14 protein-coding genes are annotated in these 13,819 nt (G+C 31.6%); all 14 read right to left on the minus strand.

What is annotated here, in order from left to right; all coding sequences use genetic code 11:
• Positions 1-103: 103 nt before the first annotated feature.
• Positions 104-1,138, minus strand: coding sequence for a hypothetical protein (locus tag H527_RS0115950; RefSeq protein ID WP_027413624.1), 1,035 nt, complete (start codon positions 1,136-1,138; stop codon positions 104-106).
• A gap of 3 nt (positions 1,139-1,141) precedes the next feature.
• A complete protein-coding gene (locus H527_RS0115955; RefSeq protein ID WP_035088463.1) occupies positions 1,142-1,576 on the minus strand; it encodes a hypothetical protein in 435 nt (144 codons plus the stop codon).
• Between the two features lie 116 nt (positions 1,577-1,692).
• Positions 1,693-2,436: a hypothetical protein gene (locus H527_RS0115960; protein ID WP_027413626.1), complete on the minus strand. Its 744-nt coding sequence runs from the start codon at positions 2,434-2,436 to the stop codon at positions 1,693-1,695.
• Positions 2,437-2,563: 127 nt separating this feature from the next.
• Positions 2,564-2,740 (minus strand): hypothetical protein, encoded by a 177-nt coding sequence (locus H527_RS24045; protein WP_155837922.1) that lies wholly within the window; start codon positions 2,738-2,740, stop codon positions 2,564-2,566.
• A gap of 44 nt (positions 2,741-2,784) precedes the next feature.
• Positions 2,785-4,269, minus strand: coding sequence for a hypothetical protein (locus tag H527_RS0115970; RefSeq protein ID WP_155837923.1), 1,485 nt, complete (start codon positions 4,267-4,269; stop codon positions 2,785-2,787).
• An 11-nt stretch (positions 4,270-4,280) separates the two neighbouring features.
• Positions 4,281-5,312 carry a hypothetical protein gene (locus H527_RS0115975; protein ID WP_027413628.1) on the minus strand — a complete coding sequence of 344 codons (1,032 nt, stop codon included), beginning with the start codon at positions 5,310-5,312 and terminating at the stop codon, positions 4,281-4,283.
• Positions 5,313-5,314: 2 nt separating this feature from the next.
• A complete protein-coding gene (locus tag H527_RS0115980) occupies positions 5,315-8,107 on the minus strand; it encodes a hypothetical protein (RefSeq protein ID WP_027413629.1) in 2,793 nt (930 codons plus the stop codon).
• Entirely contained in the window at positions 8,104-8,589 is a 486-nt protein-coding gene (locus tag H527_RS0115985) for a DUF4280 domain-containing protein (RefSeq protein ID WP_027413630.1), read from the minus strand. The genes H527_RS0115980 and H527_RS0115985 overlap by 4 nt, the downstream gene beginning before the upstream one ends.
• 18 nt (positions 8,590-8,607) lie before the next feature.
• A complete protein-coding gene (locus H527_RS0115990; protein WP_027413631.1) occupies positions 8,608-9,618 on the minus strand; it encodes a hypothetical protein in 1,011 nt (336 codons plus the stop codon).
• Positions 9,619-9,634: 16 nt separating this feature from the next.
• Positions 9,635-11,332, minus strand: coding sequence for a phospholipase effector Tle1 domain-containing protein (locus tag H527_RS0115995; RefSeq protein ID WP_027413632.1), 1,698 nt, complete (start codon positions 11,330-11,332; stop codon positions 9,635-9,637).
• 1 nt (position 11,333) lies between these two features.
• Positions 11,334-12,293, minus strand: a complete 960-nt coding sequence (locus H527_RS0116000) for a DUF2931 family protein (RefSeq protein ID WP_027413633.1) — start codon at positions 12,291-12,293, stop codon at positions 11,334-11,336.
• A 58-nt stretch (positions 12,294-12,351) separates the two neighbouring features.
• Positions 12,352-12,807 carry a hypothetical protein gene (locus H527_RS0116005; RefSeq protein WP_155837924.1) on the minus strand — a complete coding sequence of 152 codons (456 nt, stop codon included), beginning with the start codon at positions 12,805-12,807 and terminating at the stop codon, positions 12,352-12,354.
• A 21-nt stretch (positions 12,808-12,828) separates the two neighbouring features.
• Positions 12,829-12,996, minus strand: a complete 168-nt coding sequence (locus tag H527_RS24050) for a hypothetical protein (RefSeq protein ID WP_155837925.1) — start codon at positions 12,994-12,996, stop codon at positions 12,829-12,831.
• 1 nt (position 12,997) lies between these two features.
• A partial coding sequence (locus tag H527_RS22380) for a phage baseplate assembly protein V (protein ID WP_035088468.1) occupies positions 12,998-13,819 on the minus strand: 822 nt, incomplete at its 5' end.

The raw sequence follows: 13,819 nt of genomic DNA on the forward strand, positions 1-13,819 counted from the left end.
GACCAACGCTGTCTTGCCATCTGCCATTTGCTCATACTCATATCCAAAATTGCAACTTACGTTGAGGTAGGTAAAACTTAAATTACTATCGCTTATCTTTTTTTCAAAAAATAACTTCTAGTTCTTTACTATCTTTGGGGATATGAAAGTAAAATTGCATTTTATTAGATTTTTTCACCTCTTTACCTTCCTGTCTTAACTCTAAATTAAGTACCGATTTTCCTTTTTTCTTAAGATCTGAAGACGTACTCTCTAAAGTAACTAAACGACCCTCATTATAAAACACCATTTCATAATCTTCTAATGGCAAAAACGTTACTCTTTTGTCTGAAAACACAAATTCAGCATTTTCATATAACTCATTTATTTCTTCTTCGCTTCTATAGTTTGCCATACATTCTAAATAGGCTTTTCTATACATCGTTTCCCAGAAAAATGCGTCATCATCTGAATTATTAACACTTTTTATAAATCTATTAAAATATGTAACTACTTGTTTTTTTAATACTACCGTATCCAATTTTCGTAAATCTTTGCTCGTTTCTAATACATTGGGTAGTTTAAAAGGAATACTAGCCTCAAATTCAAATTCTTTTTCAAAATAAGGTTTGCCTTCTAATCTTTTTTCTTTTATATACCCTATAGTATTCCCATCTTTATCTACAGCAAAATCTCCATTAGAATCTCTACCAAATTCATCTGTCGAATAATTTATTATTTTTTGTTCATTATCCCATATATCATCATCATAATAGGATTTTTTTTCAAATGAAGATAGCCTAAATGTAAAATAGGATTGTTCACTAAACAATTCACCATCAAGAGGCTTAACTACAATTTTTAATTTTTGTGTTAACTCATTGTTTAAATAGTGATTGATTAATTGATAATTTTGTGTTTCGTCACTATAAGCATATGATTTAAAAAATAACTTATTATTAATGTAAATCTCAATATTTACATCACTATAGTTAAATTCATATATATATAAAGGGGGTTCTGGCTTTGTTTTGACCTCTTCGTATAAGTTTATAAATTTTTCCTTATAGATTATAGTATTCATACTTTCTTTATTTTGTGGTTTGCATCCTATTGTAAATAAGACAAATAATAAGATTGTTAATATTGCTGTCTTCATGAATTATTTAAAATTTTGCATGATATACATACGGTTAGTTTTATAATCAAAAGGCTCTAATAGGTTACCTTTGTCGTCAAAATCTTCATCTAAACCCATTCCAAACCATTTTAATTTCACTTTTCCTGTTACTTCATATTGTAAACCAGAGAAATATAACCGTTCTTGTGTAAAAGGGCCTTTTTGATTATCAAAACCAATTATGCGTTCTAAACCTATAAATGAAGAAATTTGACCATCTATAGCAGCTTTAGCCTCAAAATCTATTAAGTAATATTTATACGCTACTTCTCCTTCAAGTATAGCCTCTCCTTTCATTTTCAAATCCGTACGAATCACATCTCCCTCAATAAACGCTTCTCCGTTTTTAATCTCGGGTGGTGGTGGGGCAAAACCTAACCCACCTTTTACCTTTAGGTTTTTGTTTTGTTTTACCACATACAACGCTTTGGTTTGGTCACCCGCATTTTCGTTAAGGCTCCATGTGTTGGTTAGGCAATTGTATTTTACATTAATATCTGCACTAACTGTTAGATTTAATGAAAAACTGGCTTTTAATTTATATATTTAATTTTTCGCGTTGTTACTATTCTTATAGTATTAGAGTATTCAGAATTCTTGGTTTCTATCTTTTCTATCCAATTACCTAATTCATCAGATATATATAACTTTTCTCCATAATGATCAATTTCTTTAACAAGAATACCTTTGTCATCGTATTCTAATCTTATAATATTTTGGACTTGATGAACGGGTTTTTCTACATTTATAACATGGCTTGCATATTCGATACTTATTAATTGCTCTTTTTTGTTATAATAATAGTTAGCTGTAGAAGTATTGTGTTTTGACTCGTGCAATGTAACTTCTATAATATTCTTATTGTTGTCATATATTTTCTCTGCAACTAAATTGTTGTCAGAATAAATCATGACTCTATCATTATTATATACTAATTTATACGAATCAACTTTATTTTCATATCCATAAATCTGAAAGCTAATTAGTTTATCATTTTCATAAACATATACAACACTATCATTATACTTGTTAATCTCAGATATAAGTTTTTTATTCTTAAACTTATAAAAACTTTTAGAAAACTCTTTCTTTACCTTAGCCTTTATATTATCTTCTTTACTGAAATCACCAATTGTGACATTTTGTTCTTCATAATAGCTAATTTCTGTTTCTTGAATCTTCAAAATGTCACTTCTAAATTGTTCTTGTCTAAGAAATTGTGCTTGTAAAAAAAGAGTATTACAAAAGAGTATAACTCCAAAAAGTGTTTTTTTCATAAAAAGGTATTGGTTTGTTTATATTTATACATATCGGCTTTATGGATTTGTGAGTTGCAGGACATACAGATAAAAACAAACCACAAATATTTTAAATATAACATTCTTGTTATTTTTAATACATGATTTATAGCTCGTTACTACCCTTTGGCATATAGAAGTAAAATTGAATGGGTTTTTTATAAATATCTTTTGGGTCATTAGGATTTGTTGCAGTTGCTATTAGAGGTGATTTTCCTTTTAATTTTAAATCATCTACTGTACTCTCAAAGCATACCAAACGTCCTTCATCATAGAATATCATTTCATAATTTTCTATAGTGCCTGTTCAATCTCTAGCGAATACATTTAGTCAGAAAAACTTAATACCTTTTCCTTGCTGATAGATCCTATTTCTTTTCCATTTGAATTAATTAAAACATAAGTTCTATCTTTTTGCTTTCCTATAATATAACATTTATTATTGTGCCTATATGTTTCTACCTCTAGATACTTAAATCCAGAAACATTATTATTATCGTTATCATAAATAGCATCTAAATCGCCTTCACCATATATTAAAACTAAATTTTCTGTAATCGCTTTACCTTTATCTGTTTTTGTAAAGATTTGTTTTTCTACATTTAAATAATAATATTGCTCAGATCCATCGTTATTATCTTTAGCTAGATAAAAACTATTTATTTGATTAAAATTATCGTATTTTAAAAAATCTAGATTTGTTTCTGGTAGTTTAAAAAGCAATTTATTTGATTTACTGCTCATCACCCACGTCTCATTATTTTTTTCATTTAAATAGAATGATGAAGGAAACATATCCTTTGCTGTAAAAATAAACTCATCATCTTTACGCTCTTTTTCTATATAAAATTTCACTTTATCTACATTCCCTCTAAAACTATATTGATAAGCATTTTTTTCTCTCCCTTTTATAATTAAATCAATCCATAACTTTTCTAAAATCCTCATTGCTTCTGATAGTGAGTTTGTTATTTGAATACTTTGCACCTTTTCTTCTATTAATATCAGTTCTTCTTCTTTAATTTTTTCGTATGTACCAGGATGATAATTAAAACTGTCTTTATAAGATAGTTTTTTTCCTTCTTCATTATACGCTTCAAATTGCATAAAACGTTCATTATTATCGACTTCAAAATAAACATAGTTTCCTTTAATATCATTGATCTTAAAATTTTGTTTTTGAAGCATTTCATCTTTGCAAAAAACAATTGTATCGTATTTAGTGACATAATCGAATCTTGCTTTTATAACTACACTATCTATGTATTTTGCCTTTCCATAAGCAATCTCAGAGTAATCCAGAGAAAAATCTAACCCCTCTTTAAATTTAGGATGGTTATCTTTAGAGCGATAATATATTTGTTGAGCTTTGTACGTATCTTTAAAATATTTTCCTGTTTTGTATTTATTCTCTGCATCAAAGCTAATAAATGCAGTGTCATTTTTAAAGTTCTGTTCAAAAGTAGTTGTTTCTTTAAGGACTTTAATTTGCTTCTTTATTCCTTCTAAATATAATTGAAATGGATGACTATACTCTTCATCTTCTATAAGTATATTTGTCTTAAGAAATAACTTTTCTTTGAACTCTACCTTAGACCATTTTTGTAGGTTATTATGAAGTTCTATTTTAAGCTCTTTTAAAGACATATCACTAACATATTCAAAAGTATTGTTTAGTATTTTACTCTCTACATCTGTGAGTTTCGCTCTTTCAACATCTAATTCCTTTTGGGTTATTGTTTTCTCTTGAGAATTGCAGGACATACAGACCATACAGATAAAAACAAACCACAAATATTTTAAATATAACATTCTTGTTATTTTTAATACATTATTTTTAACTCGTTACTATCCTTTGGCATATAGAAGTAAAACTGAATAGGATTTCTAAACACATCTTTTGGGTCGTTAGGGTTAACCGCTGTAGCTATAAGTGGTGATTTCCCTTTAAACTCTAAATCGTTACTCTTACTCTCAAAACATACCAATCGCCCTTCATCATAAAAGACCATCTCATAGTTTTCTATAGGCTGATAAGACATCATATTATAATACATCTCGCCCTCTTTTATAAGGTCGTCTATATCTTTTTTTGTAAAGAAATTAGCTTTTGCCCAATAAGCTACTTTGTTATAATATAGCTTCCAATACCTATCCTCATCTTTGTTTTTTACACTATTAATAAAAGCATGGTATTGCCCAAGTACTTTTTGCTCTAATGCAGTACTATCTACTTCTCGTAAATCTTTACTGTTTTGTAAAGCTTCATTTTCAAATGGCATTTCTGCCTCAAATTCAAATTCTTTTTCAAAAAAATTTAAGTTATCTAAGTTATCTTTTCTAATCACATCTCCATTAAGGTCTCTAATAAGTTCTCCTTTAGAATCTTTTTTGAAACCATAATTACTATACTTTATAAAATAATTTTGATTTTCGAAATTATCATTACTCCATTCTAGTCTATTCATCTCACTCAAATTAAAGCTAAAATAACTGTTATGTTTATCAAAATTAGATAATTTATCTAAAGAAGTTATTCTCAATTTAACCAACTGCTTTTTATTTTTTTTTGACAATAAATGATTCATAAACTTGTAGCCTTGTTCTTGCTTATTATGTATAGAAGATTTACTAAGAAGTTTATCATTTACCAATACTTCTATATTAACTTGAGAATGACTATAATCGAATAGGAAAAGGGAAGCTTTCTTATATTTCGTTGAATTCTCAACTATTTCATACAATTTTTCTTTAAAATCTATATTTCCCATATTATTTTCTTTTTTATTTTGCCCACAACTTATTGTACTAACTAATACTATAAAAAGTAGTGTTTTTATCTTTACTTTTTTCATGATTATTTATTAAAAAATTGCATAATATGCATGCGTTTGGTATTATAATCGAAGGGTTCTATAAAATTACCTTTACTCTCGTATTCGTCATTTAAAAATTCTGGATAATAGCCAAAAGCCCCTACCTTATATTCAGCTTTTAACTCGTATTGTAAGCCCGAAAAATAGATTCGTTCTTGTGTAAAAGGGCCTTTTTGACTATCAAAACCAATAATACGTTCCATCCCTATAAATGATATAGCTTTTCCTTTCAAATTTAACGAAGCATCAAAATCTACTAAATAATATTTTTTATTCAATTCTCCTTCAAGTATAGCCTCTCCTTTCACTTTTAAATCTGTACGAATCACATCGCCCTCAATAAACGCTTCGCCATTTTTAACCTCGGGTGGCGGTGGTGCAAAACCTAATCCTCCTTTTACCTTTAGGTTTTTGTTTTGTTTTACCACATGTAGCGCTTTAGTCTGGTCGCTTGCGTTTTCGTTAAGACTCCATGTGTTGGTTAAACAATTGTATTTTACGTTAATATCGGCACTAGCCTCTACACCTAACTTAAAACTGGCTTTTAATTTGTCTTTTAGCTTGCCTTCTGGGGTAAGTTCTTCATTAATACTTACGCCCAAAAAAGGTTTTGCTTGTAGTGTAAACCGTATGATCAGCGCTATCTTGCCATCTGCCATTTGCTCATACTCATATCCAAAATTGCAACTTACCTTAGGGTAGGTAAAGCTTATCTTTTTATTACTAATTTTACTTATGGCTTGTTTTATATTTTTTGCTTTTTTAAGTGATTTAAGCTTCATTCTGCCCGTTACAAAATAAAGGATCACCAAGTCTAATGCCAAGGTCATCAAAGATAACTGAAAGGCGTAGTAGTATAAAAAATAATTATTCGGTTGTTTTTCTGCATAATTAATAAGCTCCCCATTCATTTTATGGTGATACCCTAGTTGTATGGTTTCGTTTTCGCTTTCTATAAATTTTTCTACCAAACCTTCTAGGTCATCGCTTAAAAATTTAAATTCGTCTTCGTCGCTGCTTGCCAAATACTTATGCGCTGCCAAAAGCTCTTCTATAGGTTTCATGACCTTTGTGTACAAAAACTCTACTACTGGTTTAAGATAATCATACAAGTTTTGGTTAAACTCTATCAATTTTACCTCTTCTGCTTTATAAAATAATACCTTTTTTACGGCATAGTTTATATGTACCGCCCATTGCAAATCTGGGTAGATATTAAAAATAGGGGTACGTATGTATCTGCAACTTTTTATAAGTACTGGATAGGGTATATGTTTTGCGCCAAACATATACTTTGCAAATACTTCTAAATAGGTATCTGCTTTGTATGGGTAGGCTAGCTTAATCTGTAATTTGTTTTCTGTTTTACTTACGATTTTTACAGGGGTTATACTACCAAACAACTCACTATTTACAGTCTCTGTAGGTAAGTGTGTGGTATCAAAAGTATTATTGGTGTGGGTATTGCTACTATCCTGTGTATTATCAAAACCTGCTTGCAGGCACTCGGCAGTTTGTACCTCTTCTAGATCTATGGTGATGGTTTGTGGGGTTTTGTTACCACCTGCAACATACTCGAGTATGGGAGTGGTGTTGTTTATTTCTAAACTACCATCTTCTGCTTGTTTTAAAATATGAAAATTGCCGTAATCGTCGGTTATCTTGATAGCAGTGAACCCACATTCTTCATAACTTTGGGTAACTAGTGTAGCTTCTTGTATTTCTGCTATTTGCGGTATCCATTCTTGTTCATCTTCATCTACAGCCCATTCATCCCTATAGTTTATGGTAAAGGTAATTTCTTTTTTCAGATTTTTTACTTGCTCTTCGGTATAAGGGGCATGTAGTATAGCACGGTTAGGTACTAGGGTTATACTTAGTTTACCTTCTTTTATAGAATCCTGATTGTCTTTCCCTTCTTCGTGATCCAAGGTTTCTATCCATTCTGGTTTTATGTATAGCTCATAACGTTGCTCTACATTATAGTCCAAAACAGGGTTGTCTATATTTCGATCTAAAGAAATACATTCTTTTTCTAACTCTTTGCCATCTACAGTAATGAGTAGTTCTATATCATAATAGGGTACATTGTGCAATGCCATATGTACATCTACTATATTGCTATATTCTAGCTCTGTTTCTAATGCTTGAATATCTTTGCTTATAAATTTTATATCTTTTTCTTGAGTTGTTTCTCGCTTTTTTGCATAAAAAGATAGGATTTGTGGTTCTTGTACAGCTATTATAAAAGCCCCTTGAGACATCCATCCTGGGCGATAATTAATCCCCTCTAGCCATATCCCTGCACCCAGTTTATTGGATTTATAATCGATACTACCAAAGGTATCTTTGCCCATCACTTTTTTATAGGTAGCCATGGTGTACTGTTTACCCACATATCTGGTGTCTTTTTCTGAGTATACAACATCTTTATATTTTTTAGAATATTTGTTTAAAGCAGTTAAGTGTTTGGCTAACGTTTCTGGTTGTATTACTGTTTCTTTATTTACTTTAAAATTTAGCCATTTGTTTGTTTTAAATTTATTATAAGGTTGCGCTATCCAATACACGTTTTTTTGTGTGGCTTGGGTATTAATGGCTTTTAAGGCTAATATTTTAAAATTAACTGCTTTGTTTTTAGGGATCAAATACACATAATAGCCTTGATAAACTTCTCGTCTGGCAGCGCTATCATCGGTTGTGATTTCCTTATCAGCATAATTTTTTTCTTTTTTTACTTTATTTTCTTCTAAGTTTGATAGCCCTGTTTTCATTCTACCGAGTTTATATCGTGTTTAACTTCTTCTAATACCGTTGTATCCTCACATGCCAACGGGTTTACCTGAGCCATCACATCTTCGTCGGCTTCTTCTTGATGCTGCTGGGTAGCTTCTGCGGTTTGCCCATGAAACGTAATACGTATACAAGGTGCTCCTGCTATGGGGCAAGTAGCTTTACTGTTCTCGAGTATTGGATTGCCACCATTATCTAAGGTTACTTTTTCATAAAAGTCTTGCCATTCTGTAATCATGGGTTGGCAGGGTTTATACCCACTGGGTGTGGGTTGTAGTTTACATTGCCCAAAGGTCTTTTTTTGAAAAGGTTGTCCGATATCCATTGTAGAAACGATCATCTTTTTTTCGCCTTCTGCATCGTTTACATACTGCTTATGCTGGCTTATTGATACTATTTTATCGGGCATAGTACCATTTTGGCACTCGCACTCTGCTTCTTGACATACTATTGCTTTTCCCATAGTTTTTAATTAAAAAAATTATTTCCAGAATTCATACCATTTTTTTTCGACATTAGGATCTATGTAAATACCATTTTTCTTTTCATCTTCTATTTTACGTTGCTCTGTTTGATCCATGTCTTTTTGCCAAATGGCTTTGAATTGTATGGTCTTATCGGTATTATGTTGTGTATACTTAACAGTACCATCTACTCTTAGTAGGGTATGGTCTTTTGCATCTAACTCATATCCTATTGCCGTTTCTCCCTGATCTAAACCACTTGCAGACTGCATACCTCCTTGATAATGGATCACTATACGGTTGTTCTCCTTAATAATAGGACTCACCGTTTGATTGCCATAAAAATGTAGTTTATGAATCCCCGAAAACCACTTAAATTGCTTTTCTAAGGGCTGTGTAAACTTGTTGGTATAGTTTATATATAATTTTGAAAACAGTATATCATAAACGACATCGTTATGAAGGCTTTTTAATAAATTTTTGGGACTATGTATAGCATTGGTTATATTTTTGCAATGATTTATAAACGGTACTCCTATGTATCGTTTAGCAAGTTCTTTTTGCTTGGTTTCCCATCGTTCTTTTATCGCCTCTTGGTTATCTACACTTATTATTTGCCCATGCTTATTGACACTTACTTGCAAAGGATATAAACAATTAGCACTCTGCTCTGCCAGTTGTTCCATAAAACCTTCTAATTGTTTACCGTCTTTAAAAAAACGTTTTCGGGATAAGGTATAATACCGTAGTCCTTTTTTATAACCTGTACATTTTACTTCAAATAGATATTGTATTGTTTTTTGGTCATTATAATTAATGTATATACCATATGTGCGATGCAAAAACCTAGTTTTATTTTCTATTAGCCAATACTGTAGTTTCCTTGAAAAGGGAATTTTTTCAGATGGTTTTTCAATTTTTTCTGTAGATAGCGAAAAATGCGGTCTTTTGTCTCTTTGGGGAGAAGAAACTGGAATTTCTGAATGATTACCATCATCTATCAATATTGAAAAGGGCTTTTTTGGCATTGTTTATTTTTCGAAATTATTTTGTGTCGTCGTATATTTCTCGTTTTCCATCTTTTCTAGGTTGCATAGGCTCTTGAAGCCTTAGTATTTCATGTATAACAGGGGTGTAATGCCACCAACTAGATGGTTCAATATTTTTGTATGAAAACGATATGTGCAGGTATTGGTTTCGTAATGCTCTTACTAATTGCGTATCGCTTAGTGTTTTATAATCTACCTTTTCTACGAGTTTTTTTAATTGATATTCTTTGCGCACTGGTGACACAACATTTGTGTTATCTTTTGGATGTTCTAGCATTTTAGAATCTATGATCAAAGAGTTGTTTTGCACACGCTCTTTTGTTTTTTTTGCCTCCTTTGTTTTGTATTCTTTTATAAACTTAGCTATTTTTTCATTTTTTTGTTCTAACAGTTCTTTTTCATTTTGCTTGCTACTAAATTTCAATAAATCTATAGCTAGAGTGCCTTTCGTATTTTTTGCCTTAAACTCTGTTTGTAAACGTTTTTGTACCTCTGTTAGTAAATCGCCTTTTACTTTAAACTTATCGTTTAATGTTGCGGTATTAATCTTAGCAAGATGCTTTGTCGATAATTTAGCCATTAATTGTAGTGCGATTACACTATATTGATTGGTTAGGTTTTTTCTTCTACCCCATACTTCATCTCGTACCCAACCATCTTCTATATTTATTTCATGCCCTTTATACCAGCCTTCTGCAATAAAACTGCTCCTTACACTTTCTGCTTTTTCTTCTTTATTGCTTAAATCCCACAATAATGTATCTTCTTGAGAAATATTTTCTAGATATCCGCCACCAATATCAGAGTGTACCCCAGGCAAACTAATAGTTATTCCTTTTGCCCCTGCGCTTTCTATACCTGTTAAATCAAAGTTGTATCTAATCTCGTCTTGCGCTATTAAATGTACGGTCTTATTAGCATGGTACATTTGGTTTAATTGCAAATCTGTATGGTCTTTAGAATGATTCATCCCATAAGCGGATACTGAGTCGTATAAGCCTGCAAATCCTATTTTTATGGTGTTTATTGCTGTTTCTGCTTCTTCTAGGGCTTTTCCTAAATATCCATAGGCAGGAATATCGATCACCTGTAGTTCTGCTTCTTCTCGGCTATAATACTCATAATGCGAAGCACTTTTTTTTACTTGCGATACAAAATGCCGCGCCGCTACAGCGCCACGACTAAAACCATATACATCAAAATATACCTGATCTATAAGCTTAAAACCATTTTCATCTTTAGGATCAGATTTAACTTTTGGTAAAATTTCACTTACAATTCGCTTACAGGCTTCTTCTACCCTTGCTGGAACCCCTGTACTCCCTTGACCAAAAGCAGAACCCGCACCTGCATCTCCTTTAAAATTTTCGGTGCCGATACCCTCTATATAAAGTTTAAATACTTTGGGATCATCTGCTAAATAATGAGGTTCTAGACGGGATACATTAGACTCGTCTGAGTTATAACTATTATCGCCATGATTGTCATCTTCATGTTTTTTGTACGCCTTTTTATAAGTTTCGATATCTTCGCCTTCATCCATTTCTATGGCTTCGCCTTTATACGCTTTATAAGCACGTACATTTTTACGGTTATTGCCTGTACCATCAAAAAACACTCCTATTACGATGCTATTGCCTCGCTCTATAGTTGTTCTGGTTTGCTCGTATTCTCCAAAAATAATTCTGCTCATACTATGATTTATATAAAAATCGTTTTACTGTATTTTCTTCTAAGTGTATTTCTTGTTTATTGGCTCCTGTTATCAGGTAGAGTTTTAGTTTTTTTATGTTGTTTTCTACATACGTTTCTATCTCAAAACTACCAGTATTGTTATTTTCTTTAAAAGCAGTTGCCATGGCTTGATAATCACTATCCTTAAAAACACAAGTTGCTGTAAAAGCCTCTTTTACTTGGTCTGGCTCTTCCCATTGCATTCTGAATTCTTTTGGCAAAGCACTATATATAGTATCTTCTTTAATATTTAAAAATTTATCCTCTATTCTATACTCTTCCCCATTAAATGCATACGCATTTAAAAACACCATATGTGGATCCCCTTTTATATGTATATCCCAAGTAAAAGGTTGTCTATAGGTTTTCCATTTTTTTAAAGAAAGCGTACCCGCCTTATATTGCGCTACTATTTCGGCAGGGATACGGTCTACATATAGTTTAACTGATTTTTCTCTATCCTGTTCGCCATGGGGATTGTATTCTTTCCAGTCCACTTCGGTTTTTTTGGCTTGGTAAAAACCTACTTCGCGCTGAAACCCATCAATACCTGTTAACCAAACAGCTACAGTACCGCCAGGAGCTACATTAATAACGAAAAACAAATCATGAGACATTAAAATTTCTCCTTTTCTTCTAATTTTAAACCCTTTTTCGAATATTTGCGCTATTTTTTTATGATCTAACTCAAAATGCCCCTCATAAAATTGATTTTCTAAATAAGAAATCCATACCAAATCGAGTTTTTTGGGCAAAGGTCTTTTTTCTTGAGAGCCTGTAAAAGTACCTGTTAGCCCCCAACCGCTATTTAATGTGCCTTTGCCTCTAATACCTGTATCTCCTAAAGATCCATAATGTAAGGTTGCAGGAAAATTTTTGGGTGCATTTACAGATACAGACCATTTATATTTTTTATTCATTTTGTTGCTTTTGCAGTTTATTAAAGTTAGCGCGCAAAGCACCACTACTATACCGTATTTAATTTTCATGTATACCTGCTTTTCTTTTTTGAACATAATTTTTGTGTACGAAAAAAATAATAATGGTTGTTACTAATGTTATGGATTGAAAAACTACTTGTATTATAAAATCCAATCCTGAAGCCATTACACTCCCTGCAGGATCAGTACTAAAATTTCGTAAATCATTAGATAGGTTGTCTACTGCATAAGGCACAATAGTAAATACCGTATTGATTAAAATCCACCAAAAAATAAATGTATTCAACTTGGTTTTTACAGTATGTGTTTGATAGAGTGTAAAAGTTAAAACTAGTAGCGTAAGTAGTAATGACATTGGTGCTATAAAATATGTTACCGATAATAAGTAAACATTAGTATTCATTTTTAATTTTAATGAAGCCCTAAAAATAAAAGTATACACTATACATCCTAGTAATAGGATAGTACTTATGATTAAAACATTTTCGTCCATTTTTTTTATATTACAGTAGTATTAATTATCCGCTTTAATATTTACTTTGGTTGCTCCTGCAAGTGTCATATTTTCTTTAGCAGATTCTACAGTTGCTTTTTCTGAAATTTTATTTAATTCTGAAGCTTTTATAACATATTTTTGATACGCTATTTTTTTTATATTTAGTGCCCTTTTTATAATAGCCATACTAAAACAGATTAGATTTTTCTTTTGCATTGATATGCACTTTTTTTGCACTCAACATATTTATTTCTTCTTTTAAGCTTTGTATATTTATTTTATCTGCATATTCTGTTGATTCTTTTGATTGTATATCAAATACATTATCTGCAATTTGTTTAATATTATCTGCCTTTTCTTTAATATCCTTAGATGCTGTTTGTAAAATATCATTTCCTGCATTAGAGGTAATATCGCGTCCTGCACTTTCATCAATATTCTCTCCTGCATTTACTCTAATATTTTTTCCTGCAGTTATATTAAGGTTCTCTCCTGCATTAATATTAATATCTTTTAAGGCATTAATCGTAATAGTTTCGCCTGCGGTATCTATAATAAGGTGGTTCCCTTTTTTATCTGTAATGGTTATACTCTCGCTACGATCCGTATCATTAAAGGCTATAGTGTGTCCACTACGAGTAATGATACTTTTATAGTTGTTTTGGTCTCTTCCTCCTGCACCAGTAGATCCGTTAAAAAGGCTACCCATTACAAAGGGGCGGTTAGGATCGTTATATCGAAATCCTACCATTACCTGATCGCCTACCTCTGGGATAAATACATGTCCTCTGTTTTGTGCATGAGTACTACTGCTACCCGCATCGGGGGTCATTACCCGTATCCACGAAGTTTTCATTTCTGCGATTTGCCATTGAAACTGTACTTGTACTCGTCCTTTTTGTTTTGGGTCTTGGTTAGATACTACCGTTGCTATTTGCGGATGTGCTTCAGGAAAATCTACTTCTGGTTCTGGTAGTATTTGGATGCCCGAGGATATCGCCTCAAAACT

It is taken from the genome of Aquimarina muelleri DSM 19832 (assembly GCF_000430665.1).
Taxonomy (GTDB): domain Bacteria; phylum Bacteroidota; class Bacteroidia; order Flavobacteriales; family Flavobacteriaceae; genus Aquimarina; species Aquimarina muelleri.